Source organism: Paracoccus sp. SSJ (genome assembly GCF_030234105.1).
GTDB lineage: Bacteria > Pseudomonadota > Alphaproteobacteria > Rhodobacterales > Rhodobacteraceae > Paracoccus > Paracoccus denitrificans.
Map to the genome: position 1 here is coordinate 110,200 of NZ_JASSPE010000011.1, position 24,817 is coordinate 135,016.

Here is a 24,817-nt window from a genome sequence, read left to right on the forward strand (position 1 = left end):
AACTGGTCTCCCCGGGGCGATCCCTCGCCCACGGGGACAGGAAACCCGATCAGGCCGCCAGGTCGAAGCGGTCGGCGTTCATCACCTTGGTCCAGGCTGCCACGAAATCGCGCACGAATTTCCCGGCATTGTCGTCCTGGGCATAGACCTCGGCATAGGCGCGCAGGATCGAGTTCGAGCCGAACACCAGGTCCACGCGGGTCGCGGTGTATCTGGTCGCCCCGGTCTTGCGGTCGCGGATCTCATAGAGGTTGTTGCCCACCGGCACCCAGTTGTTGGCCATGTCGGTCAGCGTCACGAAGAAGTCGTTCGTCAGCGCGCCCTCGCGCTGGGTGAACACGCCATGCTTGGTGCCGCCATGGTTGGTGCCGATCACCCGCAGCCCGCCGACCAGCGTGGTCATCTCGGGGGCGGTCAGGCCCATGAGCTGGGCGCGGTCCAGCAGCATTTCTTCGGGGCTGACGACATAGTCCTGCTTCTGCCAGTTGCGGAAACCGTCGGCCAGCGGTTCGAGCACGTCGAAGGACGCGGCATCGGTCTGCTCGGCCGTCGAATCGCCGCGACCCGGTGCGAAGGGCACCTCGATGTCGAAGCCGGCGGCTTTCGCGGCCTGCTCCACGCCCAGGTTGCCGCCCAGCACGATGACGTCGGCAAGGCTTGCGCCGGTCTCGGCCGCGATGGGTTCAAGCACCGACAGCACGCGGGCCAGGCGCTGGGGCTCGTTGCCTTCCCAGTCCTTCTGCGGGGCCAGGCGGATGCGCGCGCCGTTGGCGCCGCCGCGATGGTCCGAGCCGCGATAGGTCCGCGCGCTGTCCCAGGCGGTGGCGACCAGATCCGAGGCGCTGAGCCCCGAAGCCGCGATCCGGGCCTTGACCGCCGCCACGTCGTAGTCGCTGCGGCCGGCGGGGATCGGGTCTTGCCAGACCAGGTCCTCGGCCGGGACGTCCGGGCCCAGGTAGCGCGCTTTCGGCCCCATGTCGCGATGGGTCAGCTTGAACCAGGCGCGGGCGAAGGCGTCGCTGAACGCCTCGAAGTCGTTCATGAAGCGCAGCGAGATCTCGCGATAGATCGGGTCCACCTTCAGCGCCATGTCGGCATCGGTCATCATCGGCATGTGGCGGATCGAGGGATCCTCGACATCGACCGGCTTGTCCTCTTCGGCAATGGTGATCGGTTCCCATTGCGAGGCGCCCGCCGGGCTGTGGGTCAGCGTCCATTCATGCTTGAACAGCATTTCGAAGAAGCCGTTGTCCCATTGCGTCGGGTGGGTCGTCCAGGCGCCTTCCAGGCCCGAGACCATGGTGTTGCGCCCGATGCCGCGGCCCTTGGTGTTCATCCAGCCCAGGCCCTGGAACTCCGGCCCGGCGGCCTCGGGATCGGGGCTGAGGTCGGTGACATTGCCGTTGCCGTGGCACTTGCCGACGGTGTGGCCGCCGGCGGTCAGCGCGACGGTTTCCTCATCGTTCATGCCCATGCGGGCAAAGGTCTCGCGCATCTGGTAGGCGGTGGCCTGCGGGTCGGACTTGCCGTTCACCCCCTCGGGATTGACGTAGATCAGGCCCATCTGCACGGCGGCCAGCGGGTTGGCCAGCGTTTCGGCCTTGGTCACGTCGCCATAGCGGCTGTCGCTGGGGGCCAGCCATTCCTTTTCCTCGCCCCAGTAGGTGTCCTTTTCAGGGTGCCAGATATCTTCGCGGCCGAAGGCGAAGCCATAGGTCTTGAGGCCCGCGGCTTCATAGGCGACGGTGCCGGCCAGCACGATCAGGTCGGCCCAGGAGATCTTGTTGCCGTATTTCTTCTTGATCGGCCACAGCAGGCGGCGGCCCTTGTCGGTGTTGACGTTGTCCGGCCAGCTGTTCAGCGGCGCAAAGCGCTGGTTGCCGGTATTGGCGCCGCCACGGCCGTCGCTGGTCCGGTAGGAACCGGCCATGTGCCAGGCGGTGCGGGCGAACATGCCGACATAGCTGCCCCAATCGGCCGGCCACCAGTCCTGGCTGTCGGTCATCAGCGCGCGCAGGTCGGCCTTCAGCGCCTCGACGTCCAGCTTTTTCAGCTCTTCGCTATAGTTGAAGTCCTGGCCCAGCGGATTGGTCTTGCTGTCGTGCTGGTGCAGGATGTCGAGGTTCAGCGCATTGGGCCACCAGGCCGTGACCGAGCTGCCCATCGCGGTGTTACCGCCATGCATCACCGGGCATTTGCCGGTGCTCCTGATATCGTTTCCGTCCATGATAGCTCTCCTTTTGCTGGGTCGCGTCACCGGGGGCGACGCAGATACCGGGTGCGGAATGTGGCTGTCATGCAACCGCAGCGTGTGGCCCCTGCGAATCTGCATATCCTCTTGCGACAGGTTCTAACAGCTTTCTGAATTATTGTAATTTATAAATTTTAATTTGAATGATAATTTCTAATTATGATATGAAGCGACCTGTCCGCAGCCCTTGTGCCGGTGGAATGCACGGGCCTTTTGGGTCGGCGAAAGAGGTCAGTTGCGCGGCCGGGCGCGGTCCATCAGGCCGCGGATCCAGCGGCCCGAGGCCCAGGCCGCCGGCACGCCCAGCACCAGCGCGGCACCGGCCGCCCGGATGGGCGCCAGCACCGGCAGGCCGATCCAGCTGGCCAGCAGCGACAGCATGAACAGGTTGATCCAGACCGCCGCCGCCGCGAAGGGATAGAACAGCAGCGCCAGTTTCCAGACCGGCCAGCCGTCAGTGGCTGGTTCCGTCCTCGAAGGTGATCTTGTTCCAGACATTGTATTTCCCCGAAGGCTTGCGCATCGGCAGCCGCTTCACCTCGTCCAGCGTTTTCGCATCATAGATCACGACAGCGCCCTCGTCCTCCCAAAGCGAAACCAGCACATGGCTGCCGTCGCGGGTGAATTCGCTATGGGCGAATGTCTGGCCGGGAAAGGGCGCGAGCGTCTTGACGATCTCGAGCGTCTGCTTGTCGATGACGTGCATCTCGTCCTTGTGCGGGCCAAAGAACACATCCGCCCAGACATAGGGGCTGGTGGCATGGCCGCGCAGGAAAAAGCCGGGGCCGCTCGTCTTGATCTGCTTGACCAGGCTCCAGTCCTGCATGTCGATGACCGAAAGCACGCCCTCGCCCAGATGCGGGGTGGCCATGACGCGGCGGCCGTCTCTCTCCCAGGTGATGCCCGAGCCCAGATGCGGCATGCCGGGCAGGGGCAGTTCCGCCACCTTGTGCCCGTCGTCCAGGTCGATTGCCACGCCCTTGTCGCCGTCGCGGTTGGCGCCGATCAACTGCCGGTAGTCGGGCGAGAAGAAGAAATCGTCCAGCGGCTCGTCGATGGGGATGCGGCGGATGGACAGGTCGGTCGTCGCGACCTCCCAGATCTCGGGCGCGTCCTTCAGCGCCAGCACGAAGCTGTGGCGCTGCGGCGCCTGATAGACGGCGCTGACCCGGCTGGGGATGCCGTCGACCTGCGTGGCGATCAGTCGCAGCGGGTTCAGGTCCGAATCGAGGATGGTCAGGCTTTCCGGCAGATAGTTCGCCACCGCGATGCGCTGGCCGTCCGGGCTGATGGCGATGTTGCGGCTGTTCAGCGCGGCGCGGATGCGGCCGACTTCGGCCAGCGACCAGATATCGTATTTCTGCACCCAGCCGTCGCGCGACATGATGTAGACGAAGCGCCCGTCGGGGCTGAATTTCGGCCCGCCATGCACAGCAAAGGGGGTGGCGAAGCGGGCCAGCACCTCGAACGTGTCGCCGTCCAGCACGCTGACGTGATGGTCGCCCGTCTCCACCACCAGCGTGATATTCAGCGGATCGGCGGCAAAGACCGGCTTTTCCGCCGACTGGTAGTCGGGATTCATCTCGCGGCTGGCGGCGATCTGCTCGGCGCTCCAGTCCGGGCGGTGGTCCAGCGGCGCGGTGACGTAATCCACCAGTGCGGCGATGGATTCCGGCGAAAGCCGGTCGGCAAAGCCCTCCATCTGGGTCGAGACCCGGCCCTGGGCGATCACCGTGTCGATGCCTCGCACCCGGCCCAGCGTTTCGGGGATCAGCGCCGGGCCGGTGCCGCCCAAGCGGTCCTCGCCATGGCAGGCGGCGCAATGCTCGGCATAGTCGGCGGCCGGGTCGGCATGGGCCGTCAGCGGCAGGGCGAGCAGCAGGCTAAAGAAAGCGGTGGGCCGGATCATGGCTTTTTCCCCGGAAAGGCGTGACGGCAAGGCGGTCCAGGTCGGCACCTTCTGCGCCGATCTCGGAGCCCGAGAGATAGCAGGCCGGATCCTCGGCCCATGGATCGCCGGTCAGTTGCAGCGCCCGGATGCGGGTATTGCCGCCGCAGACCGCCTGATAGGCGCAGGCGCCGCAGCGCCCCTTCAGCGGCCGCGGCCGGGTGCGCAGCGTGGCCAGGATCGGGTCGTCCCCGGTCCAGATCGCCGAGAACGGCCGCTCCTTGACCGAGCCCAGCGTGTAGTCCGACCAGTAGGTGTCGGGATGGACCTTGCCCTGCGGGTCGATATTGCCGACGCCCAGGCCCGAGGAGTTGCCGCCCCACGCCTCCAGATGCGCGCGCAGATGGGCGACGGCTGCCGGCGGAAAGCGCGTCTCGGCCCAGCGCAGGAAATAGACCGCATCGGCATCGTTGTTGCCGGTCACGACCTCCAGCGGTTCGGCCCGCTCCACCGCCTCCCAGGCGCGGGCGATCAGCAGGTCCATGGCGCGGCGGGTGCGGGCATGTTCGGTATCCTCGCCCCGGTGCTTGTCGCCGCGGCCGGCATAGACCAGATGCGACAGATAGAACTTGTCCACGCCCTCGTCGCGGCACAGGTCCAGCATGGCGGGCAGGTGATGGGCGTTGCCCTCGGTGATGGTAAAGCGCAGGCCGACCTTGACGCCTTGCGCCTTGCAGGCCCGCACGCCGGCCAGCGCCTGGTCGAAGGCCCCCTCGACGCCGCGGAACCAGTCGTTCACCGCGCCGATCCCATCCAGCGAGATGCCGACATAGTCGAAGCCCAGCCCGGCCAGCCGGTCCACGTTCTGGGCATTGATCCTGGTGCCGTTGGTGGACAGCGACAGGTGGCGGAAATCGAGCCTCCGCGCCTCCTCGGCCAGTTCCCAGAAGTCGAAGCGCGACATCGGCTCGCCCCCCGACAGGATCAGGGCCGGGATACGGAAATCCGACAGGTCGCGCAGCACGGCCATGGCCTGCTCATGCGTCAGCTCGCCCGGAAACGGCCGGTCGGCCGAGACGGTATAGCAATGGCGGCATTTCAGGTTGCAGCTGCGCGTCAGGTTCCAGATTACCACCGGGCGGACCGTACCCGGCCGTGTCCGGCGGCGCGGCGGCGAGGGGTCCAGAAGCTGCTGCATATATTGGGTCAGGCGGAACATGGCTTTGCCTTTCTTAGCCGTCCTTCAGGCGCAGGCCGGTCTTTTTCAGGATCCGGGTGGAATAGAGGATGTCGTCGGCCCGGCAGGCGGGGCCGAACAGGGTGCGGACCTGCGCGCGCTTTTCCTCGACCTCGGCCCGGCTTTGGCCGTGCAGCATGGCGAACAGGTTGTAGCGCCAGACCGGCGCGCGCGGGCGCAGATAGCAATGCGTCACGAAATCCAGCGCGCCGACCTTTTCGCCCAGGGCTTCCGCCTGCGCGTCGTCCACGTCCCAGACGCTCATGCCATTCGCGGTCATTCCCAGCGCGTAATGATTGGGCGCGATGGCGATGCGGCGGATCACGCCCTGCGCATTCAGGGCCGACAGCCGGGCGATGACCTGCGCCTCGGACAGGCCCAGATCGGCGGCGATGCGGGCATAGGGCGCCTCGACCAGCGGCAACCCGGCTTGCGTCGCGGCGATCAGCCGGCGGTCGGTATCGTCCGGCGCCGTCATGCCGCCACCCTAAAGCCGATGAAGAATTCCCGCAGTTTGGGAAAGCGCCAGACGGTCAGCCCGGTCTCGGCCTCGATCCGCCGGGCGGTCTCGGCGATGCCTTCGGGCGTGGCGGTGGCGAGCACGAACCACATGTTCAGCGCATGGTCGCGAGCATAGTTGTGCGCGACCTCGGGATGGGCGTTGACCAGATCGGCGATGCGGTCGAAATCCGCCTCGGGCGCGGAGAGCGCGCAAAGGCAGAAGGCCCCGCCCATCGCCGCCGCGTCGTAGAAGGGGCCGAAGCGGGTGATGGCGCCGATCTCGCGCAGCCGTTCCAGCCGCCCGATCAGTGCGGTTCCGGTCAGGCCGAGCGCCGCGCCGGCGTCGTCGAAGGGGCGGGGGGTCAGCGGAAACCCCTCTTGCAGGTTGTTCAGGATGGCGCGGTCGGTGTCGTCCAGCGCCTCGGGCGGCAGGGTCTGGCGTCTCATGCGGCTACCTCGGCGATGGTGGCGCCGCGCTGGCGAAAGCAACGCGTCGAAAACAGGATGCGATGCGGGACCTCCTGCAACTCCGGCAAGGCGCGGGCTTGGGTCAGCACATCCATCGCCTCGGCGCGCGAGCGGGCGTGGATCATGCAGAACAGCGGCCAGTCCCACAACCCGGGCACGCAGCGGCGCTGATAGCACAGCGTCACGCCGGGAACCCCGGCCAGCGCGGTGCCGGCCGCCTCGACGGCCGCTTCGGGCAGGCGCCAGACCACCATGGCGTTCTGGGTCCAGCCAAGCGCGCGGTGCTTCACGATCACGCCGACGCGGGTCAGGATGCGCGCCTCGGCCAGCGCGCGGATGCGCGAGATCACCTCGGCCTCGCTGCGGTGCAGCGCCTGTCCCAGCGCGACGAAGGGGCGCGGGACCAGCGCCAGCCCGGAGGAAAGCGCCTGCATCAGCGCCTTGTCGCGTGGGCGCAGGGCATCCAGGTCGGCGGGCCGGTCCAATGCCATGGCGCGGCGCGGGCCGATCAGCGGAAAGCCCAGGTCGATGTTGAAGGCGCGCACAAGCGGCAGGGACAGCACGGCAAGCCCCGTCGCCGCCTCGATCCGGGCAAGGCTTTCGGCCAGCGCCGCCGCATCGGGGGCGGTGGCGACGAACCACAGGTTCCAGTCGCCCTCGCGCAGATAGGAGTGGTTGACGCCCGGCTCGGCCCCGACCAGCGCTGCGATCTTGTCCACGCGCGGGGCGGGCACCCGCAGCGCGGCCAGCGTCGAGGCGCCGGCGGTGTTCGGCCGGCAGGTGGCGCCGATGCGCGAAACGATACCCTCGTCGCGCAGGCGCACGAGACGGGCGATCACCTCGGCTTCGCCGGTGCCAAGGCGCGTGGCCATGGCGGCAAAGGGCCGGGGCTCCAGCGGCAGGTCGCGCTGGAAGCCGTCGAGCAGGCGCAGGTCCAGGTCGTCCATCGTCATAGCCCCGTCCGATGCGCGCGGTCGGTGAAGAAGATCCCCGAGGGCGCGCGCGCCTCGATCTCGCCCAGCACCTCGCGGGTGCGGGTGTCGCGGATCTCGATCCGGTTCTCGTCGCGGACCGACAGCCAGACCTCGCGGCCGCGCGGGGCGAATTCCATGTGCAGCACGCCCTTGCCGGGGGTCAGCGTGTCCAGGACCTCATGGGTCAGCACATCGACCACCTGCAGCTTGTCGTTGTCGGGCGGGGCGAAATTCACCCAGACCTCACGCTTGTCGGGACGGGCCAGCGCAAAGACCGGCTGGCCGGCCAGGTCGGTGCGGGCGATCTCGGCCAGCCCGTCGGCATCGACCCAAAGCAATTGGTGCAGCCCCACGGCGGGCAGGGCAAAGACCCCGTCGGCCAGCGTCCAGCCCTGCAGATGCGGCATCTTGTAGACCGGCAGGTCGGGCTGGTCCTTGCCGTAATCGGGCAGGAAGCGCGTGACCTTGGGCGGATCCTGCCACAGATCGACCTGCGTCAGCCCCTTTTCGCCGAAAAGCCCGACGATATAGTGGCGCCCGTCGCCGGTCAGCAGCGCGTCATAGGGGTTGGCGCCGATGCCCTCCAGCCTGGTGATCGCCGGCTGCGCGGGATCGGCGGAATGGTCGAGGATCCAGACCTCGCCCGTGTCCCAGGTGGCGACGACGAAGCGCGAGCCCGGCGCATCGGCGATGCCCACGGTTTTCGAGCCCATCGGCACGTCCGCCACTGGCTCCAGCGTCTCGGCGTCGAAGACCTTGACGCCGCCCGGCTCGTAATTCGCGACCGCGACCAGCCGGCCGTCGTCCGAGATGGCGCCGCCGATGGAGTTGCCGGCCTGCACCACGCGGTGGACCACCTGACGGGTCAGGATGTCCACCTTGGTCAAGCCGCCGTCGCGGCCGAAGACATAGGCGAAGCGTTCGTCGGGGGAATAGACGAGGCTGGCATGGGACAGATCGCCCAGGCCCTCGATCCGGCCGAGGGCTGCGCGTTCGCTGCGGTCCACGACCAGCAGCGAGCCCGCCTCGCGCTCGACGATCAGGCCCAGGTCGCCGGTGCCGCGCAATTCGTCGGCCAGCGCCGGGGCGGCGATCAGCAGGAGGGCGGCGAGAGTTGCCTTGAACATCATTCCGTCTCCGTCTTCAGAAGGTAATCGGCGATCCAGCGCGCATCGTCCTCGGTCAGCAGCGGGCGCCAGCCGGGCATGGCGGTGCCGGGCATGCCGTCCAGGATCACGTCGCTCAGGTCCTCGACGTCGCGCCCGGCCAGTGCCGCCGCCGTGATCGGGCGGCCCAGCCCGCCGGTCATCCGCAAGCCGTGGCAGGAGCCGCAATCCTGGCGCACCAGATGGCGCAATTCGTCCTGCCGCGCGGCATCGGGCGGTCCCGCAACCGTGGTCCCCGCCAGAAGCACCAGCAGGAGCGCCAGCCTAGCCATGCGCCACCAGCCGCCATTCCGGGCGGTAAAGCTCTTGGGGCAGGGCGCAATCCTCGGCCATCGCCGCGACATGGCCCACGATGAACAGCACCGGCGCCGGCAGCGGCTTGCCCGCAAGGGCGGCGGCGATGTCCTGAAGCGTCGCGTGCAGCCGCTGCTCTTGCGGGGTGCTGGCCTGCGACACGGCCAGCACCGGCAGGTCGGCCGGCATGCCGTGGCGGATCAGCTCGCGCGCGATCTCGGCCATGTTCGCGGCGCCCATATAGACGGCCAGCGTGGTCTGCGGATCGGCGAGCGAGGCCCAGTCCAGATCCAGCGCCGCGTCCCGCGCCCGATGGCCGGTGACGTGGCGCAGCCCGGTCGCGAGCCCGCGATGCGTCAGCGGAAAGCGGGCCGAGATCGCCGCCCCCTGCGCCGCGGTGATGCCGGGCACATAGTCGCAGGGGATGCCGGCTCGGGTCACGGCCTCGAACTCCTCGCCGCCGCGGCCGAAGATCGTCGGGTCGCCGCCCTTGAGCCGCGCCACGGTCAGGCCGGAAAGGCCCAGCTCGACCAGCAGGGCGTTGATCTGTTCCTGCGGCACCGGATGGAAGCCCGCCGCCTTGCCCACCGGGATGCGCCGGACATGGGCAGGGACGCAGGCCATCACCTCGTCCGAGACCAGCCGGTCATGCACCACCACATCCGCCTGCTGCAAAAGCCGCAAAGCCCGCAGCGTCAGCAATTCCGGGTCGCCCGGGCCTGCGCCGATCAGATCGACCCTGCCCATCCCCGCCTTGCCCCGCACCGCGCCGTCCGCGCCGCTGCGCGCGGCCTTTCCTTGCGCGGCCCCGTTCGTCACCGTCTTGCCGGCCATGTCCGAACCCCCATTGAAATACTGCCGGGGCGGGGGCGCGAACGCCCCCACCTGGGTTGCAACCGTTCGACTCAATAGGTGTCGGTCATGGTGTTGTAGACGTTGAACTTGCCGGTGGGGGTCACCAGCCGCTCGTCCTTGATGACGTGCTTCAACTCCAGGGTCTTGTCGTCCACCACGACCAGCGCCGATTCCTGGTCCTTGCCGTTCCAGACGCTGAACCAGACCTCGGTGCCGTCCTTGTTGAACTCGCCCTGCACGACGCGGGGCTGGCCCTCGGCGATGCCGGCCCATTCGGCGATCGGCAGCGTCTTGAACTCCGGGTCCGAACCGTCGCCCGTCATCGCCTTGGTATCGAAGACCGCGACCGAGCCCGAGATCTCGGCCTCGGGGTTCAGCGTGGCGTCGACATAGAGATATTGCGAATTCGGATGCGTCTTGATGAAGAGCGAGCCACCGCCCAGCGCCGGGAAGCTGTCCAGGATCTTCCAGGCATTGTCGGGATGGCCCTCGGGATCGGTGCCGATCAGCGCCACCGAATCGTCGCCCATGTGCGAGGTCGCCCAGACCGGCCCGAAGGTCGGGTGGACGAAGTTCGCGCCGCGGCCCGGATGCGGGGTCTGGCCGCCGGTATCCTCGATCGCGACCAGCTTGCCTTCCTTGGTGTCGATCACCACCAGCTTGTTGCGGGCATTGGCGGCGGTGATGAAGTAGCGGTGCGAGCCGTCCAGGCCGCCGTCGTGCAGGAAGCGTTCTGCCTCGATCTCGGTGGTCTTGAGGTTCTTGAGGTCGGTGTAGTCGACCAGCAGGATCTTGCCCGTTTCCTTGACGTTCACGATGAACTCGGGCCGGTAATGGCTGGCCAGGATCGCCGCCACGCGCGGCTCGGGGTGGTATTCCTGCTCGTCGTAGATCATGCCGCGCGTGGACTGGATCTTCATCGGCTCCAGCGTCTCGCCGTCCATGATGACGTATTGCGGCGGCCAATAGGCGCCGGCAATGGCGTATTTGTCCTCCCAGCCCTCCATCTTCGAGGTCTCGATGGAACGCGCTTCCGAGCCGATCTTGATCTCGGCCACGGTGGCGGGTTCCTTCATCCACAGGTCGATCATGTTGACCTTGCCGTCGCGGCCGATGACGAACAGGTAGCGGCCCGAGGCGGACATGCGGCTGATATGCACCGCATAGCCGGTGTCGAGGACCGACTTGATCTCATAGGTGGTGCCGTCGATCAGCGCGATCTGGCCGGCGTCGCGCAGCGTGACGCTGAACAGGTTTTCCAGATCCCAGTCGTTTTCCTGCTGGGTCGGCCGGTCTTCCGGCGCCACATGGACCTGCCAGGATTCGCGCATCTCCTTCATGCCGAATTCGGGTGGCGCGGCCGGGTCCAGAAGCAGGTAGTTCGCCATCAGGTCGACCTGCTCGGCGGTCAACTCGCCCGAGGTGCCCCAGTTCGGCATCCCCGCCGGCGAGCCGTAGGTGATGAAGCTTTGCAGGTAGTCGAAGCCCAGGTCGCGGGTCAGGTCGGGGGTCAGCGCCTTGCCGGTCGCGCCCTTGCGCAGGACGCCGTGGCAACCGGCGCAGCGTTCGAAATAGATCTTGTTGGCTTCGTTGTATTGGGCGTCGGACAGGGCCGGGATGCCCTCGGGCGCGCCTGGCGCCGCTACGTCCTGCTGTGCAAGGTTGTCCAGCGAGGGCTCATAGCGGTTGTCCGTCTTGGTCTTGTGATCCTCGAGTGCGGCGGCAGGATCCTTTGGCGGGGCGGCCTGCTCCTGTGCGGCGACCGCAAGCGGCCCAAGGACAAGGGCCAGGGCTGCCGAGGCCAGTAGGCCGGGTCTGGCGAATGGGGTCCTTTGTCTCATCTGGCTTTCCTATTTGCTGGCGCGCGTTCACGCCGTTCCTGGGCGCAATCCGTGTGCGGGGCTTTGACCTTTGTTAAGGCCGAGGTGCGGCATTTGCGCGATCAGCGGGACGAACCCTGGGACGCGGATGGCAATGCCCGGAAAATCCTCTCATGCGCCTAGCTGCCTGCTGCTGGCGCTGCTGGCACTGATCCTGCTGGCCCTGCCGGCGCGGCCCGAGCCGCTTGCCGCCCCCGATGCGGCACTGGCGCGGGCGCTGTTCGGCGCGGACGGGCCGGTGGTGCTGGACCGCCGCGAAACGCCGGTGCCGGGCTGGGGGGTCAGCCGCGACGGCCGGATGCTGGGCGTGATCGGCTCGACCTGGGAGATCGCGGCGACCACCGGCTATTCCGGCAAGCCGCTGGACGTGCTGGTCGCGGTCACGCCGCAGGGCGTGATCGCCGGCGCCAGACTGGTGCGCCAGACCGAGCCGGTGCTGAGCCTTGGCATTTCCGAAGCGCATATCGCCGCCTATGTGGACGGGTTTCGCGGCGTCGATCTGTCGCAGGGCGAAGGGCCGGGCCGGGCGCTGCCCGACGTCATCTCGCGCGCCACGGTTTCGACCGGGGTGATCCGCGACGGCATCCTGCGCAGCGCCCGGGTGCTGGCGCAGGCGCAGGGGCTGGGTGGCGGCGGCATCGACCGGGTCGGCTATCGCCCCGCGACATGGGCCGATCTGCTGGCCGAGGGGGCATTCGGCCATGCGTTGGTCTCGATGGCCGATGCGGCGCGCGCCTTCGCGGGTGCCAAGGTGCCGGTCGAGCCTTCGGACGCGCCGTTCCTGGACCTTTACGCCGGGCTGATCGACCCGCCGACCGTCGGCCGCAACCTGTTGGGCGCGCAGGACTTCACCGCCGCGGCAGGCGCGCTGCAACCCGGTCAGGCGCTGGTCGCGGTGCTGTCGCGCGGCCTTTACAGCCCGCGCGGCACGGAATGGCGCCGCTCGGGCCGGTTCGAGCGCATCGCCTTCGAACAGGGCGCGTTGCGGATCGAACCGGACGACGGCGATTTCGTCATGGTCGAGAAGCTTGCCCTGCCCGATGCGCCGGCCTTCAAGGAAATCAGCCTGTTTCGGCTGAACATCGACCCCCTGGCCGGCGGCATCGACCCGCGCCGGCCCTTCGACCTGGTGGTGACCGCGACCCGGCCGCTTGCCGCGGGGGACGAGGCCGCGCTGCCCATCCGCGCCACCATCCGCCTGCCCGAAGCCTATGCCGTCGCCGAGGCCCCCGCCGTTCCGCTGTGGCAGGAGTTCTGGCTGAAGAAGATCCCCGGCATCGCCGTGGTCGCGGCCATGCTGTTCCTGCTGGCGCTGATCCTGTTCGGGCAAGAGGCGCTGGTGCGCCGGCCGATGCTGTGGCGGCGGGTGCGGCTGGGCTTTCTGGCCACGACGCTGGTGGTGCTGGGCTGGGGGCTGAACGGCCAGCTTTCGGTGGTGCAGGTGGTGGCCTTCCTGAACGCGCTGTTGTCCGGCTTTCGCTGGGAGACGTTCCTGATCGAGCCGATCATCTTCCTGATCTGGTCCGCCGTCGCCTTGGGCCTGCTGTTCTGGGGCCGCGGCGTGTTCTGCGGCTGGCTGTGCCCCTTTGGCGCGCTGCAAGAGCTGGCCAATGCCGCTGCGCAGCGGCTGGGGGTGCGGCAGATCGCCGTGCCGCAGGCCCTGCACGAACGGCTCTGGGTGATCAAATACACGCTTTTCGTCGCCATCGTCGCGCTCAGCTTCTACAGCATGGAACAGGCGCTGATCCTGGCCGAGGTCGAGCCGTTCAAGACGGTGATCTCGATGCGCTTCCTGCGCGCCTGGCCCTTCGTGCTGTTCGCCTTGGCGGTGCTGGCGGGCGGATTGTTCATCGAGCGGTTCTATTGCCGCTACCTGTGCCCTCTGGGGGCGGGGCTGGCGATCCCGGCCAAGCTGAAGATCTTCGACTGGCTGCGCCGCCGCCCGCAATGCGGCCGCGAATGCCGGCTGTGCGAGACGAAATGCACTGTCGGCGCCATCGACCCCCTGGGCCGGATCAATCCCAACGAATGCGTGCTGTGCCTGCGCTGCCAGGTGGTGATGAACGACCCTGGCACCTGCCCGGTGCTGAAGCGCCGCGCCCGCAGCGCCGCCCCGACCGGAGATGCGCCATGAACCGCCGCCGCTTCCTGCTGCTGACCGCCTGTGCCGCGCTGCCCGGCACGGCACGGGCCGCGACCGAGGAATGGCAGGGCCGCGCCATGGGGGCCGATGTCACGTTGCGGCTACATGGCGCGAGCCCGGTGCAGGCGCGCGGCTTCTTTGCCGAGGCGGCGCGGCTGCTGGCCCATGTCGAGAACCTGTTCTCGCTGCATCGCGATTCGGACCTCGTGCGGCTGAACCGCGACGGGCGGCTGCGTTTTCCCGCCGCCGGCATGATCGAGCTGCTGGCCCTGTCCGACCGGCTGCACCGCGCCACCGGCGGCGCATTCGACCCGACCGTGCAGCCGCTGTGGCTGGCGCGGGCGCGGGGCGAGGACGAGGCCACGGCCCGCGCCCTGGCAGGCTGGCAGGCGGTCGACTGGTCGCAGGCCGAGGTCCGGCTGACCCGTCCCGGCATGGCGCTGACCTTCAACGGCCTCGCGCAGGGCTGGGCCGCCGACCGGCTGGCCGAGGCGGCCGTGCGCCACGACCTGGCCGAGCTTCTGATCGACGCGGGCGAGATCCGGGCGCTGGGCGTGCGGGACTGGCGCGTGGGGCTGGCCGATGCCGCAGGGTGCGAGCACCGCCGCATCCGGTTGCACGACCGTGCGGTGGCGACATCTTCGCCCGGCGGCACGCTGATCGGGCCGCATGGCCTGCCGCATATCGTCGCACCGGGCGGCGGGGTACCGCTTTGGGACACGATCTCGGTCAGTGCGGACAGCGCGGCGCTGGCGGACGGGCTTTCGACCGCGCTTTGCCTGATGCCGCCCAAGGCCGCCTGCGCCGCGCTGGCACGTCTGCCGGGCTGCCGGATCGAGCTGGCGATCGCCGCGCAGGACGCGGAATTTCCGGACAAAATGTCCAGCTTTTGCTTCGCTTGACTTTCATCAATGAGCGACTCGCGCTTGCCGGACAGTGAGGTCTTATCGGAAATAACAGATAGGGGACCCGCGTCATGAGCGAAATCATGACCAAGAACATGGCCCGGAACGTCTTCTATGGCGGGTCCATATTCTTCATTCTGATCTTTGGCGCATTGACCGTGCACAGCCATATCTACGCCCGCACCAAGGCCGTGGATGAAAGCCAGCTCACCCCCTCGGTCGTCGAGGGCAAGCATATATGGGAACGCAACGCCTGCATCGACTGCCACACGCTTCTGGGCGAAGGCGCCTATTTCGCGCCCGAGCTTGGCAATGTCATGAAACGCTGGGGCGTGCAGGACGATCCCGACTCGGCCTTCGAGACGCTGAAGGGCTGGATGGAATCCATGCCCACCGGGATCGAGGGCCGCCGGCAGATGCCCCGCTTCGATCTGACGGACGAGGAGTTCCGGGCGCTGAGCGACTTCCTGCTGTGGACGGGAACGATCAACACCCAGAACTGGCCACCGAACGACGCGGGCTGAGGGGGACACGACAATGAGATATCATTCGCAACGCATCGCCTATGCCTATTTCCTTGTGGCCATGGTGCTTTTCGCCGTGCAGGTCACGATCGGCCTGATCATGGGCTGGATCTATGTCAGCCCGAACTTCCTGTCCGAGCTCCTGCCCTTCAACATCGCCCGGATGCTGCACACCAACAGCCTGGTCGTCTGGCTGCTCCTGGGCTTTTTCGGCGCGACCTACTACATCCTGCCCGAAGAGGCCGAGCGCGAGATCCATTCGCCGCTGCTGGCCTGGATCCAGCTGGGCATCTTCGTGCTTGGCACGGCGGGCGTGGTCGTGACCTATCTGTTCGACCTGTTCCACGGCCACTGGCTGCTGGGCAAGGAGGGGCGCGAGTTCCTGGAACAGCCGAAATGGGTCAAGGTCGGCATCGCCGTCGCCGCGGTGATCTTCATGTACAACGTCAGCATGACCGCGCTGAAGGGGCGGCGGACGGCGGTGACCAACGTGCTGCTGATGGGCCTTTGGGGCCTGGTGCTGCTGTGGCTCTTTGCCTTCTACAACCCGGCGAACCTGGTTCTCGACAAGCAATACTGGTGGTGGGTCATCCATCTGTGGGTCGAGGGCGTGTGGGAGCTGATCATGGCCGCCATCCTCGCCTTCCTGATGCTCAAGCTGACCGGCGTGGACCGCGAGGTGGTCGAGAAATGGCTTTACGTCATCGTCGCCACGGCGCTGTTCTCGGGCATCCTGGGCACCGGGCACCACTACTACTGGATCGGCCTGCCGGCTTACTGGCAGTGGATCGGCTCGATCTTCTCGAGCTTCGAGATCGTGCCCTTCTTCGCCATGATGTCATTCGCCTTCGTCATGGTCTGGAAGGGCCGGCGCGACCATCCGAACAAGGCCGCGCTGGTCTGGAGCCTGGGCTGCACCGTGCTGGCCTTCTTCGGCGCCGGGGTCTGGGGCTTCCTGCACACGCTGCACGGGGTGAACTACTACACCCACGGCACGCAGATCACCGCCGCGCACGGCCACCTGGCCTTCTATGGCGCCTATGTCTGCCTGGTGCTGGCGCTGGTGACCTATTGCATGCCGCTGATGAAGAACCGCGACCCCTACAACCAGGTGCTGAACATGGCCTCGTTCTGGCTGATGTCCTCGGGCATGGTGTTCATGACGGTGACGCTGACCTTCGCCGGCACGGTGCAGACCCATCTGCAACGCGTCGAGGGCGGGTTCTTCATGGACGTGCAGGACGGGCTGGCACTGTTCTACTGGATGCGCTTCGGCTCGGGCGTGGCCGTCGTGCTGGGGGCGCTGCTGTTCATCTATGCCGTGCTGTTCCCGCGCCGCGAGGTGGTCAAGGCCGGCCCGGTGCAGGCGCACAAGGACGGTCATCTGGAGGCTGCGGAGTAAGCCATGAACGCGCATGTGAAAACCCAAGGGAACGGGGCGGTCGACGCCCCCTTCTACCTGCCGCAGGGCGACGAGGTCGCCGTCTTCGAGGCTGCCGCCGCGAACGACCTGCCGGTGCTGCTGAAAGGCCCGACCGGCTGCGGCAAGACCCGCTTCGTCGCCCATATGGCGGCGCGGCTGGGCCGGCCGCTTTATACCGTGGCCTGCCACGACGACCTGTCGGCCGCCGACCTGATCGGGCGCTATCTGCTCAAGGGCGGCGAGACGGTCTGGACCGACGGCCCCCTGACCCGCGCGGTGCGCGAGGGCGCGATCTGCTATCTCGACGAGGTGGTCGAGGCGCGCAAGGACGTGACCGTGGTGCTGCACCCGCTGACCGACGACCGCCGCATCCTGCCCATCGACCGCACCGGCGAGGAAATCGAGGCGGCACCGGGCTTCATGCTGGTGGCATCCTACAACCCCGGCTATCAGAACATCCTCAAGACGCTGAAACCCTCGACCCGGCAGCGTTTCGTGGCCATGGAGTTCGACTTTCCCGAACCCGCGCGCGAGGTCGAGATCGTGGCCCGCGAAAGCGGGCTCGACCGCGACCGTACCCTGGGGCTGGTGCGGCTGGCGGGCAAGATCCGCGGCCTCAAGGGCCAGGATCTGGAAGAGGGCGTCTCGACCCGGCTGGTGGTCTATGCCGCAAGCCTGACCCGGCGCGGCATGAACTTGGACCGCGCCATCGAGGCGGCGATGATCGAGCCCCTGACCGACGATGCCGAGGTCAAGCGCGGTCTGCGCGACCTTGCCGCCGCGATCTTCGGCTGAGGGGAAGCGCCATGGGTCTGGACCTGGAACCCTGGGAGCCCGAGGAAACCGTCGGCAAGATCTGGCACGTCTGGGCCAGCAGCTTCGGCGCGCCGCAGGAGTTCGAGGATCAGGCGGTGGCGCTTTCCGAGGTCTCGGGACGGCTCGCGGTGCTGTTCCGGGCCCTGGGCGGCGGCGCGGCGGTCGAGATCCGGCCCGCCGCCGTCCAGGCGTCGCACCATCGCATCGGCTGGCTGCGCCGGTTGGGCACCCCGGCCGAGACGGTGCCGCATGCCAGTTTCGACGGCGAGATCCTGCGCCTGCCGGAACGGCTGTCGGTGCTGCCCTCGCGGCAGGCGAACGGGGCGCTTTTCCTGTGGCTTGCGGCTTGCGCCGCGCATGGCAGTCTGGCGCCGGCGCAGGGCGACCCACTGTGCCGCGACCTGGCACGGCTGGGCGCGGCACAGCGGGCCGTCGAGGCCACGTTGCAGGATGCGCCGGGCCTGACCGGGCTTTACGACGACCTTGCCGAGCTGGTGCTGTCCTTGCGTCCCGTCGCCCCTCTGCCCCCGGCCGAGGCCGTGGTCGAGGCGCTGGCCCGTCATCTGCTGGGCGATCCGGCGCCGTTGCCGCCCCTGGCCCGCGACTGGCTGGCGATGCTGGACGACCCGCAGGTAAAGGCACCCCGCGACTATCGCCCGATGCGGCCGGTGCCGCTTTGGCCCGACCTGGCGCTGCCCGAAACGACGCTGGCCGCCGCACCGGGCGATGCGCCCGACGGCATTGCGGCCGATCCGGCCAACGCCCGCATGTTCCGCGCCCGCCGCCGCCAAAGCGACCAGCCGCAGCGCCGCGACAGCCTGATCCTGCACAAGTTCGAGGCCCTGCTGAGCTGGGCCGACCTGATGAACCTCAACCGGCATGTCGACGATGACGATCAGGACGATGCGAAGAAGGCGGCCGAGGACCAGGAAGAACTGGGCCTTGGCCAGGTGTCCAAGGCACCGGCGACGCGCCTGCGCCTGCATCTCGACCTTGCGCCCGAGGATGCGGATCTTGAGGCGGTCGCCGGCATTCGCACCTATCCCGAATGGGATGCGCGGCGCGGCCGCTACCTTGCCCATCATGTGCGCGTGCTGGAAAACCGTGCGCCCGAACATGACGAGGCGCTGACCCCGGATCCCCGCGCGCAAACCCGCATTCGCGCCGTGCGCCGCCAGTTCGAGGCGCTGCGCCCCGGTCGCCTCATCACCACCGGCCACCGCGACGGGGACGAGCTGGATGCCGAACTGACCGTCCGCGCCGCCGCCGACCTGCGCGCCACCGGCCAGGGCAGCGACCGCATCTGGCGCCAGTCCCGGCCCTTGGCGCGCAACCTTGCAGTGTCGATCCTGCTCGACGTGTCGCGCTCGACCGAAAGCGCGGTGACGGGGCGGGCGGTGATCGAGATCGAGCGCGAGGCGCTGGCGGCGCTGGCCTGGGGGCTGGACGCCTGCGGGGACCGTTTCGCGATCAACGCCTTTTCCTCGCTGAAACGCGACCGGGTGTTCCTCAGCGCCTGCAAGGATTTCGACGAGCCGATGGGTGCCGCGATCGAACGGCGCATCGCCGGGCTGCGGCCGCGCTTCTATACCCGGCTTGGCGCGGGCATCCGCCATGCCTCGGCCGGGCTTTCTGCGCAGGCCAGCAGCCGGCGGCTGCTTCTGGTCATCACCGACGGCAAGCCCAACGACCTGGATCATTACGAGGGCCGCCACGGCATCGAGGACAGCGCCATGGCGGTGCGCGAGGCGCGACGGGCCGGCCATGCCGTGCATGGCATCACCGTGGATCGCGACGCGAAAAGCTGGTTTCCCCGCATCTTCGGCCAGGGCGGCTTTTCGCTGATCCCGCATCCCGACCGGCTGCTGGCGGCGCTGCCGGTGATCTATCGGCAACTGGTGGCGTGATGCGTCTCCAGGATCTGCCGGGCGAGCCGATCATGTGGGTGCTCATCGCCTCGGAACTGCTGGTCTTTGCCGCGGGCATCACCGCCATGGCCGGGGTGCGGCTGACCGACCCGGCGGGCTTTGCCGCGGCGCAGGCGCAGTTGCATGGCTGGATGGCGGCGCTGAACACCGCGATCCTGGTCACCTCGGGCTTCTTTGCCGCCCGGGCCGAGCGTGCCTGCCGCCGGGGCGACCGGCGCGGGGCGCGCGTCGGGCTGGCGCTGGCGGCGCTGGGGGGCGCGGGCTTCCTGGCGGTGAAGGCGGTCGAATATGCCGGCGACCTGCGGGCCGGCCTGGGCATGGAGAGTCATCCGTTCTTCACCTTCTACTACCTGCTGACCGGCTTTCACGCCGCGCATGTCCTGTTCGGCATCGGCGTGCTGGCACTGGTGGCGATCCGGCTGCGCACCGAAGAGGTGCAGGCGGGCGCGGCCTTCTGGCACATGGTCGATCTGGTCTGGGTGCTGCTCCTGCCGCCCGTCTATCTGCTGGGGTAGGGGATGGATCTGACGCGCATCTGGCTGATCCTGCTGGGCCTGACCGGCGCGACCACGGCGCTGGCCTTCGTTCCCGGCCCGGCCGCCGCGGCGGCGCTGCTGGCGGTGGCGCTGTTCAAGGCCCGCGCAATCCTGGGCGGCTTTCTGCATCTGGAGCGCGGATCAGGCTGGTGGGCTGCCTTCGTCGTGCCGCTGACGATCTGGCTGGTGCTGATCTGGGGGTTGCATGTCATATGAGGGCCGGATCGCCGCCCGGAGCCCAGGCTGACAAGCCGGGTCCGGCTGTGGACCCCGGTCTTGACGAACAGCGGTTTTTGCTGGGTTCGGACCGTCTCGTGCGACAGGTCGACCAGTGGTTCATGGATCGACTGAAATGTCGTTGAGAACCTGCCTTGCCGGTGCTGTTTTCGGATGCACCCGGCAGGGCCGGATCAATCCATGGCCATCATGCGCAATTCGGCGATATCGGCGATCATGGCCTTGTCGGCCTCGATCTCGACCCCATGCTTGCGCAGCCGGGCAAAGGCGCGCGACAGGCTTTCGGGCTGCATGCCCAGATGCCCTGCGATCAGCCGCTTGTTATAGGGCAGGCGCACCTCGGCCGGGCCGGCCACGGCATCGGAGAGGTCGGCCAGGAACTGCGCCACGCGCTGCACTCCGGTATGGGCCTTGAGCCTTTCGATCTGGTCCACCAGCCCTTGCAGATGCACGAAGGTCGAGGCCAGAAGCCCGATGGCGAATTCCTGGTTTTCCAGCAGGAACTGCCGCAGCCGCGCCCCGTCGATCTGCAGGACCGTGCAGTCCGAGATCGCCTCGGCCGAGACCGGATAGGGCGTGCCGCGCAGCACCATCGCCTCGGCAAAGCTGCGGTTGCGGCCCAGGATCGCCACCACCGCCTCGGAACCGTTCGGCGTCAGCCGCGACAGCTTGATGAAGCCGTTCAGGACGATGAACACCGCCCGCGCCGGATCGCCCTGCAAAAAGATGGTCTCGCCCTCGCGATAGCTGCGGCGCTGGGCGTCCTTCAGCAGCTTGTCGCGCATCTCGGGGGTCAGTCCGTTCAGCAGAACGGACTTCTTCACCGCCTCGGGCAGGGGGGCGTTCATCGGAGCCTCATCCTTGGTTTCGCGCGGCCCGAGTGTGGCACGAGCGGCGCACAAGGAAAAGACCGTGCGTTCCACTCGGCATTTCCGGGCGTTCAGGGCGAAAGCCGATGCTCGCGCAGGGCGAAGTCCTCGTCCAGCAGCACCAGGTCGGCGGGACGGCCGGGGGCCAGCGTGCCATATCGGTCCTGCAAGCCCAGCAATGCCGCGGGGATGGCCGAGGCCATGCGCAGCGCGCGTTCGGGCGCGATGCCGACCTGACGGACCAGCACGGCGATGGCCTGCGGCAGGGTCAGGTCGGCCCCGGCCAAGGTGCCGTCGGCCAGCGTCAGCCGCCCGTCGCGGCGCAGAACCTTGCGGCCGCCCAGTTCCATCTCGGTCAGGTCGGTGCCGGCAAAGGCCATGCAATCGGTGACCAGGAAGATGCCCTCGGGCCGTGCGCCCAGCGCCAGCCGCATCACTGCCGGATGCACATGGATGCCGTCGGCGATCAGCCCGGCGCCCGGCTTGCCGGCCAGCACCGCCCCGGCCAGCCCCGGCGCGCGGTTGCCGATCTGGCTCATGGCATTGAAAAGATGCGTGGCGCAGCGGGCGCCGGCGGCAAAGGCGGCCTGCGCCTCGTCATGGCTGCAATCGCTGTGGCCCAGGCTGACCACGGCGCCCGCCCCGGCAAGGGCGGCGATCTGCTGCGGGCTTGCCGCTTCGGGCGCCAGCGTTACCATCAGCGCCGGCAGCCGGCGGGCGGCGTCGCAAAGCCGGGCCAGATCCTCGTCGGTCATCGGCCGGATCAGCGCCGGGTCATGTGCGCCCTTGCGACGCGGATCCAGATGCGGCCCCTCAAGGTGCAGGCCCAGAAAGCCCGGCACCTGCGCTTCGGCCGCCGCGATCCCCAGTGCGATGACATGGGCGGTGGCTTTTGGCGTGTCGGTGATCAGCGTCGGCAGCACGCCCGCCGTGCCAAGCGCGCGATGCGCGGCGCAGATGCGGCGCAGACCGTCCAGATCGGTCGTGCCGTCCAGCATCAGCCCTCCGCCGCCATTCACCTGCAAGTCCAGAAAGGCCGGGGCCAGGATGCCCGGCACCGCCCGCCGCCCCTTGGCCGGGGCCTCGGCCTCGGGCAGGATCGCGGCGATCTCGCCCGCCTCGATCACCAGCGCATGGCCGTCGAGGAAACGCGCGCCGTCGAAGATCCGCGCGCCGGTCAGAACCTCGGCCATCACACCGTCTCCGTCACCTTGCGCAGATGCGGCGGCGTGTCGGGATCGAAGCCGCGCCGCCGCGCCAGCCCTTCGATGAAGGCGTAGAAGCCGGCGATGGTGACCAGCGGCGCCACCAGCGGATGCAGGCCGGGGACCGAGGGCAGGGTGACCGCGCCGCCGACCTCGGTGCCGGTGATGAACACATCCGCACCCTGCGCCGCCAGCCGCTCGGCCGTGGCCTTGAGTTGCGGCAGGGCGGCGTCCTCGATCCCCAGCGCCAGCACCGGAAAGCCGGCCTGCACGATGGCGGCGGGGCCGTGCAGCACCTCGGCGGCCGAATAGGCCTCGGCATGGATGCCCGAGGTTTCCTTGAACTTCAGCGCCGATTCGCAGGCGATGGCAAAGCTGGGGCCGCGGCCGAGCACGAAGGCCGAGGATGCCCGCGCCAGCCGCGCCGAAAGGGGCGACCAGTCCAGCCCCACGGCCTGTCCGAACGCATCGGGCAGGGCGGCGACGGCATCCTGCAAGGCGTGGTCCTCGCGCCATTCCGCCAGCAGCGACAGGCCGGCCAGCACCGAGCAGACGAAGGTCTTGGTCGCGGCCACGCTTTTCTCCTCGCCCGCCTGCAAGGGCAGGCAATGGGCCGAGACCTGCGCCATCGGGCTGTCCTCGACGTTGGTGATGGCGATCGACAGCGCGCCGCCCTGGCCCGAGGCGCGCATCATCTCGACCCCGTCCGGGCTGCGGCCGGATTGCGAGATGCCGATGCAGGCCGCCTTGCCCAGCCGCAAGGGCCGGCGATAGATCGAGGCGATGGAGGGGCCGACCGAGGCGACCGGCACCCCGGCCTCGAGCTCGATGGCGTATTTCAGATAGGTCGCGGCATGGTCCGACGACCCGCGCGCCACGGTGACCACAAGGTCGGGGTCCTTGCGGCGCAGGGCGGCCGCGGCATCCAGCACTGCGTCGCGCGAGCGTTCGAGGAAGCGGGCGGCGGCTTCGGGGATCTCGGCCACTTCGCGCGCCATATGCGTCTGGCTCATCACGGGTTCCTTTCGCCTTCCGGGGCAAGTTTCAGTTCCACGGCGAAGTCGTAGGCATCGCCGCGATAGAGCGAGCGGGTGAACTCGACCACCTTGCCCGAGGGCAGGTAGGAGATGCGTTCGATCCGCAGCCCGGCCACGCCGGGGGGGACGCCCAGAAGCTCGGCGTCCTTGGCGTTCAGGTTCGCGGCCGAAATGCGCTGCACCGCCCGCACCGGCCGCAGCCCGCGGTCTTGCAGCACCGCATAAAGCGAATCGGTGACACAATCGGGATCGGGCAGGATGGCCTGCGACAGCGAGGCGCGCTCGATGGCCAACGGCACCCCGTCCGAACTGCGCACCCGTTCCAGCCGCGCCACCTTTTCGCCGACGCCCAGCCCCAGCGCCATCACCTCTTCCGGGGCGGGGGCGTGCAGGCCGCGGGCGATCCAGCGGCTTTCGACGCTGCGGCCGCGCCGGGCCATGTCCTCGGTGAACGAGGTCAGCAGCGACAGCGCCTGTTCCAGCTTTTCGACCCGGGGCGCGACGAAGGTGCCCGAGCCGCGCTTTTGCACCAACTGCCCCGAGGCGACCAGTTCCGCCACCCCCTTGCGCACGGTGACGCGCGACAGGCCGGTCATCGCCGCCAGTTCGCGCTCGGACGGCAGGCTGTCGCCGGGTTGCAGCCGCCCCGAGGCGATGGCCTCGGCGATCAGCCGGTGCAGTTGCAGGTAAAGCGGTCCGCCGCCGGTTTCCTCGAAAGCCTCGGGTGTGAAAAGCTCGCCCATCACGCCTCCTGCCGGGCCAGGTGCAGCGCCCCGTCGAGGCCCGAGCCCTTGGGCGGCCGGACCCGCCACAGCCCTTGCAGGCGGGCGGCGTAATGCGTGCCCAGCCCGCCCAGGAACACCACCGGCAGGTCGCGACCGGCTTGCAGCGTGTCGATCATGCCGCGGATTTCGGCGACGGCACCGGCAAAGATGCGCTCGGCCGCCGGATCGTCGCCGGTGACGATGCGCGGCGCGAAACCGGCGAATTCGGCGGGCCGGGCGCGAAAGCCGAATGAGATCACCCCTTCGATCCCGCCCAACTCGTCCAGCACCGCCTGCAAGAGCGGGCTCATCGGCGCGAAGCCGTCCTCGGCGCGCAGGGCCTCGGCCAGCAGCGCCCGGCCCAGCACCGCGCCGCTGCCCTCGTCGCCCAAGACGAAGCCGCGCCCGCCATATTGCCGCATCTCGCCGCCGATCTGGACGGCAAAGACCGAGCCGGTGCCCATGGCGGCGACGATGCCGTCCCCGCCCCCCAGCGCGCCGGTGGCGGCGGTCACCGCATCGGTGACGATGCGCGTGCGGCGAAAGGGCAGCATGGCCCGAAGGCTGCGGGCGGCGGCGGTGACATTGGCGCCGGCAAGGCCCAGCACCGCGGTCAGCTCGTCCAGATGGCCGTGCCCGGCGTCCTGGAGCGCGGCGCGGGCGGCGGCGAGGATATTGGCGCAGGCCCCCTCGGTCTCGACCGAGATATTGGCCGGCCCTGCCGCGCCCTGGCCGATGATCCGGCCCTCGCCATCCGCGATGGCGGCGCGACAGCCGGTCCCCCCTCCGTCTATGCCCAGGAAATATGACATGGCGACTCCTTTGGGATGACGATACCAAAACAATACCAAAAGGGAAGGGGTATTTTGATTATCCCCAGAAAACGCCATTCTATGCAGATTTTCAAGAAGGGTCT

The 24,817-nt window shown here is 68.5% G+C and carries 24 protein-coding genes; 8 read left to right on the plus strand and 16 right to left on the minus strand.

What is annotated here, in order from left to right:
• Window positions 1-49: 49 nt before the first annotated feature.
• The 11 genes from katG to QPR87_RS13805 all read right to left on the minus strand — a co-directional run bounded on the left by katG (window position 50) and on the right by QPR87_RS13805 (window position 11,475).
• Window positions 50-2,227 carry a catalase/peroxidase HPI gene (gene katG, locus QPR87_RS13755; RefSeq protein WP_285049886.1) on the minus strand — a complete coding sequence of 726 codons (2,178 nt, stop codon included), beginning with the start codon at window positions 2,225-2,227 and terminating at the stop codon, window positions 50-52.
• Window positions 2,228-2,482: 255 nt separating this feature from the next.
• The gene (locus QPR87_RS13760; RefSeq protein WP_011748776.1) at window positions 2,483-2,749 is read right to left on the minus strand and encodes a hypothetical protein; all 267 of its coding nucleotides are present in this window, start codon (window positions 2,747-2,749) and stop codon (window positions 2,483-2,485) included.
• Window positions 2,706-4,160, minus strand: coding sequence for a nitrite reductase (locus tag QPR87_RS13765; protein WP_285049887.1), 1,455 nt, complete (start codon window positions 4,158-4,160; stop codon window positions 2,706-2,708). The genes QPR87_RS13760 and QPR87_RS13765 overlap by 44 nt, the downstream gene beginning before the upstream one ends.
• Window positions 4,135-5,358: a heme d1 biosynthesis radical SAM protein NirJ gene (nirJ, locus tag QPR87_RS13770; RefSeq protein WP_104491453.1), complete on the minus strand. Its 1,224-nt coding sequence runs from the start codon at window positions 5,356-5,358 to the stop codon at window positions 4,135-4,137. The genes QPR87_RS13765 and nirJ overlap by 26 nt, the downstream gene beginning before the upstream one ends.
• Window positions 5,359-5,371: 13 nt before the next feature.
• The gene (ahbB, locus tag QPR87_RS13775; RefSeq protein ID WP_285049888.1) at window positions 5,372-5,854 is read right to left on the minus strand and encodes a siroheme decarboxylase subunit beta; all 483 of its coding nucleotides are present in this window, start codon (window positions 5,852-5,854) and stop codon (window positions 5,372-5,374) included.
• Window positions 5,851-6,324, minus strand: a complete 474-nt coding sequence (locus tag QPR87_RS13780; protein WP_230999470.1) for an Lrp/AsnC family transcriptional regulator — start codon at window positions 6,322-6,324, stop codon at window positions 5,851-5,853. Before QPR87_RS13780 ends, ahbB (QPR87_RS13775) begins: the two co-directional genes overlap by 4 nt.
• Window positions 6,321-7,292, minus strand: coding sequence for a siroheme decarboxylase subunit beta (gene ahbB, locus QPR87_RS13785; protein WP_285049899.1), 972 nt, complete (start codon window positions 7,290-7,292; stop codon window positions 6,321-6,323). Before ahbB (QPR87_RS13785) ends, QPR87_RS13780 begins: the two co-directional genes overlap by 4 nt.
• A gap of 2 nt (window positions 7,293-7,294) precedes the next feature.
• Window positions 7,295-8,449 (minus strand): cytochrome D1 domain-containing protein, encoded by a 1,155-nt coding sequence (locus QPR87_RS13790; protein ID WP_011748770.1) that lies wholly within the window; start codon window positions 8,447-8,449, stop codon window positions 7,295-7,297.
• Entirely contained in the window at window positions 8,446-8,757 is a 312-nt protein-coding gene (locus tag QPR87_RS13795) for a c-type cytochrome (protein ID WP_285049889.1), read from the minus strand. Before QPR87_RS13795 ends, QPR87_RS13790 begins: the two co-directional genes overlap by 4 nt.
• Entirely contained in the window at window positions 8,750-9,613 is an 864-nt protein-coding gene (cobA, locus tag QPR87_RS13800; RefSeq protein ID WP_285049890.1) for a uroporphyrinogen-III C-methyltransferase, read from the minus strand. The genes QPR87_RS13795 and cobA overlap by 8 nt, the downstream gene beginning before the upstream one ends.
• A gap of 71 nt (window positions 9,614-9,684) precedes the next feature.
• Window positions 9,685-11,475, minus strand: a complete 1,791-nt coding sequence (locus QPR87_RS13805; protein WP_104491459.1) for a nitrite reductase — start codon at window positions 11,473-11,475, stop codon at window positions 9,685-9,687.
• 133 nt (window positions 11,476-11,608) lie between these two features.
• Here QPR87_RS13805 and QPR87_RS13810 point away from each other — a divergent pair, with 133 nt between their 5' ends.
• The 8 genes from QPR87_RS13810 (at window position 11,609) to QPR87_RS13845 (ending at window position 20,005) form a co-directional block, all read left to right on the plus strand.
• The gene (locus QPR87_RS13810) at window positions 11,609-13,648 is read left to right on the plus strand and encodes a NosR/NirI family protein (protein ID WP_285049891.1); all 2,040 of its coding nucleotides are present in this window, start codon (window positions 11,609-11,611) and stop codon (window positions 13,646-13,648) included.
• Complete coding sequence (locus QPR87_RS13815) at window positions 13,645-14,559, plus strand: FAD:protein FMN transferase (RefSeq protein ID WP_285049892.1); 915 nt, start codon at window positions 13,645-13,647, stop codon at window positions 14,557-14,559. Before QPR87_RS13810 ends, QPR87_RS13815 begins: the two co-directional genes overlap by 4 nt.
• A 74-nt stretch (window positions 14,560-14,633) precedes the next feature.
• A complete protein-coding gene (locus QPR87_RS13820; RefSeq protein ID WP_011748764.1) occupies window positions 14,634-15,086 on the plus strand; it encodes a c-type cytochrome in 453 nt (150 codons plus the stop codon).
• A gap of 13 nt (window positions 15,087-15,099) precedes the next feature.
• A complete protein-coding gene (locus QPR87_RS13825; RefSeq protein WP_285049893.1) occupies window positions 15,100-16,488 on the plus strand; it encodes a cbb3-type cytochrome c oxidase subunit I in 1,389 nt (462 codons plus the stop codon).
• A 3-nt stretch (window positions 16,489-16,491) separates the two neighbouring features.
• On the plus strand, window positions 16,492-17,304 hold the full coding sequence (locus QPR87_RS13830) for a CbbQ/NirQ/NorQ/GpvN family protein (protein ID WP_011748762.1): 813 nt from the start codon (window positions 16,492-16,494) through the stop codon (window positions 17,302-17,304).
• Window positions 17,305-17,315: 11 nt separating this feature from the next.
• The gene (locus tag QPR87_RS13835; RefSeq protein ID WP_285049894.1) at window positions 17,316-19,232 is read left to right on the plus strand and encodes a nitric oxide reductase activation protein NorD; all 1,917 of its coding nucleotides are present in this window, start codon (window positions 17,316-17,318) and stop codon (window positions 19,230-19,232) included.
• Window positions 19,232-19,768, plus strand: coding sequence for a cytochrome c oxidase subunit 3 (locus QPR87_RS13840; protein WP_011748760.1), 537 nt, complete (start codon window positions 19,232-19,234; stop codon window positions 19,766-19,768). Before QPR87_RS13835 ends, QPR87_RS13840 begins: the two co-directional genes overlap by 1 nt.
• Window positions 19,769-19,771: 3 nt before the next feature.
• Window positions 19,772-20,005 carry a cytochrome C oxidase subunit IV family protein gene (locus tag QPR87_RS13845; RefSeq protein ID WP_104491461.1) on the plus strand — a complete coding sequence of 78 codons (234 nt, stop codon included), beginning with the start codon at window positions 19,772-19,774 and terminating at the stop codon, window positions 20,003-20,005.
• Window positions 20,006-20,199: 194 nt separating this feature from the next.
• Here the strand turns inward: QPR87_RS13845 and QPR87_RS13850 are convergent, their stop codons facing one another.
• The 5 genes from QPR87_RS13850 to QPR87_RS13870 all read right to left on the minus strand — a co-directional run bounded on the left by QPR87_RS13850 (window position 20,200) and on the right by QPR87_RS13870 (window position 24,713).
• Window positions 20,200-20,874 (minus strand): Crp/Fnr family transcriptional regulator, encoded by a 675-nt coding sequence (locus QPR87_RS13850; protein ID WP_041530276.1) that lies wholly within the window; start codon window positions 20,872-20,874, stop codon window positions 20,200-20,202.
• A 92-nt stretch (window positions 20,875-20,966) separates the two neighbouring features.
• Window positions 20,967-22,088, minus strand: a complete 1,122-nt coding sequence (nagA, locus tag QPR87_RS13855) for an N-acetylglucosamine-6-phosphate deacetylase (protein WP_285049895.1) — start codon at window positions 22,086-22,088, stop codon at window positions 20,967-20,969.
• Window positions 22,088-23,113, minus strand: coding sequence for an SIS domain-containing protein (locus tag QPR87_RS13860; protein WP_011748756.1), 1,026 nt, complete (start codon window positions 23,111-23,113; stop codon window positions 22,088-22,090). Before QPR87_RS13860 ends, nagA begins: the two co-directional genes overlap by 1 nt.
• A complete protein-coding gene (locus tag QPR87_RS13865) occupies window positions 23,113-23,880 on the minus strand; it encodes a GntR family transcriptional regulator (RefSeq protein WP_011748755.1) in 768 nt (255 codons plus the stop codon). The genes QPR87_RS13860 and QPR87_RS13865 overlap by 1 nt, the downstream gene beginning before the upstream one ends.
• Complete coding sequence (locus QPR87_RS13870) at window positions 23,880-24,713, minus strand: glucosamine kinase nucleotide-binding domain-containing protein (protein ID WP_011748754.1); 834 nt, start codon at window positions 24,711-24,713, stop codon at window positions 23,880-23,882. Before QPR87_RS13870 ends, QPR87_RS13865 begins: the two co-directional genes overlap by 1 nt.
• Window positions 24,714-24,817 lie beyond the last annotated feature (104 nt).

Excerpts from the sequence above, each read along its gene's own strand:
- katG (WP_285049886.1), bottom strand. The coding sequence starts at position 2,227 with ATGGACGGAAACGATATCAGGAGCACCGGCAAATGCCCGGTGATGCAT.
- QPR87_RS13760 (WP_011748776.1), bottom strand. The coding sequence starts at position 2,749 with ATGTCTGGAACAAGATCACCTTCGAGGACGGAACCAGCCACTGACGGC.
- QPR87_RS13765 (WP_285049887.1), bottom strand. The coding sequence starts at position 4,160 with ATGATCCGGCCCACCGCTTTCTTTAGCCTGCTGCTCGCCCTGCCGCTG.
- nirJ (WP_104491453.1), bottom strand. The coding sequence starts at position 5,358 with ATGTTCCGCCTGACCCAATATATGCAGCAGCTTCTGGACCCCTCGCCG.
- ahbB (WP_285049888.1), bottom strand. The coding sequence starts at position 5,854 with ATGACGGCGCCGGACGATACCGACCGCCGGCTGATCGCCGCGACGCAA.
- QPR87_RS13780 (WP_230999470.1), bottom strand. The coding sequence starts at position 6,324 with ATGAGACGCCAGACCCTGCCGCCCGAGGCGCTGGACGACACCGACCGC.
- ahbB (WP_285049899.1), bottom strand. The coding sequence starts at position 7,292 with ATGGACGACCTGGACCTGCGCCTGCTCGACGGCTTCCAGCGCGACCTG.
- QPR87_RS13790 (WP_011748770.1), bottom strand. The coding sequence starts at position 8,449 with ATGATGTTCAAGGCAACTCTCGCCGCCCTCCTGCTGATCGCCGCCCCG.
- QPR87_RS13795 (WP_285049889.1), bottom strand. The coding sequence starts at position 8,757 with ATGGCTAGGCTGGCGCTCCTGCTGGTGCTTCTGGCGGGGACCACGGTT.
- cobA (WP_285049890.1), bottom strand. The coding sequence starts at position 9,613 with ATGGCCGGCAAGACGGTGACGAACGGGGCCGCGCAAGGAAAGGCCGCG.
- QPR87_RS13805 (WP_104491459.1), bottom strand. The coding sequence starts at position 11,475 with ATGAGACAAAGGACCCCATTCGCCAGACCCGGCCTACTGGCCTCGGCA.
- QPR87_RS13810 (WP_285049891.1), top strand. The coding sequence starts at position 11,609 with ATGCCCGGAAAATCCTCTCATGCGCCTAGCTGCCTGCTGCTGGCGCTG.
- QPR87_RS13815 (WP_285049892.1), top strand. The coding sequence starts at position 13,645 with ATGAACCGCCGCCGCTTCCTGCTGCTGACCGCCTGTGCCGCGCTGCCC.
- QPR87_RS13820 (WP_011748764.1), top strand. The coding sequence starts at position 14,634 with ATGAGCGAAATCATGACCAAGAACATGGCCCGGAACGTCTTCTATGGC.
- QPR87_RS13825 (WP_285049893.1), top strand. The coding sequence starts at position 15,100 with ATGAGATATCATTCGCAACGCATCGCCTATGCCTATTTCCTTGTGGCC.
- QPR87_RS13830 (WP_011748762.1), top strand. The coding sequence starts at position 16,492 with ATGAACGCGCATGTGAAAACCCAAGGGAACGGGGCGGTCGACGCCCCC.
- QPR87_RS13835 (WP_285049894.1), top strand. The coding sequence starts at position 17,316 with ATGGGTCTGGACCTGGAACCCTGGGAGCCCGAGGAAACCGTCGGCAAG.
- QPR87_RS13840 (WP_011748760.1), top strand. The coding sequence starts at position 19,232 with ATGCGTCTCCAGGATCTGCCGGGCGAGCCGATCATGTGGGTGCTCATC.
- QPR87_RS13845 (WP_104491461.1), top strand. The coding sequence starts at position 19,772 with ATGGATCTGACGCGCATCTGGCTGATCCTGCTGGGCCTGACCGGCGCG.
- QPR87_RS13850 (WP_041530276.1), bottom strand. The coding sequence starts at position 20,874 with ATGAACGCCCCCCTGCCCGAGGCGGTGAAGAAGTCCGTTCTGCTGAAC.
- nagA (WP_285049895.1), bottom strand. The coding sequence starts at position 22,088 with ATGGCCGAGGTTCTGACCGGCGCGCGGATCTTCGACGGCGCGCGTTTC.
- QPR87_RS13860 (WP_011748756.1), bottom strand. The coding sequence starts at position 23,113 with ATGAGCCAGACGCATATGGCGCGCGAAGTGGCCGAGATCCCCGAAGCC.
- QPR87_RS13865 (WP_011748755.1), bottom strand. The coding sequence starts at position 23,880 with ATGGGCGAGCTTTTCACACCCGAGGCTTTCGAGGAAACCGGCGGCGGA.
- QPR87_RS13870 (WP_011748754.1), bottom strand. The coding sequence starts at position 24,713 with ATGTCATATTTCCTGGGCATAGACGGAGGGGGGACCGGCTGTCGCGCC.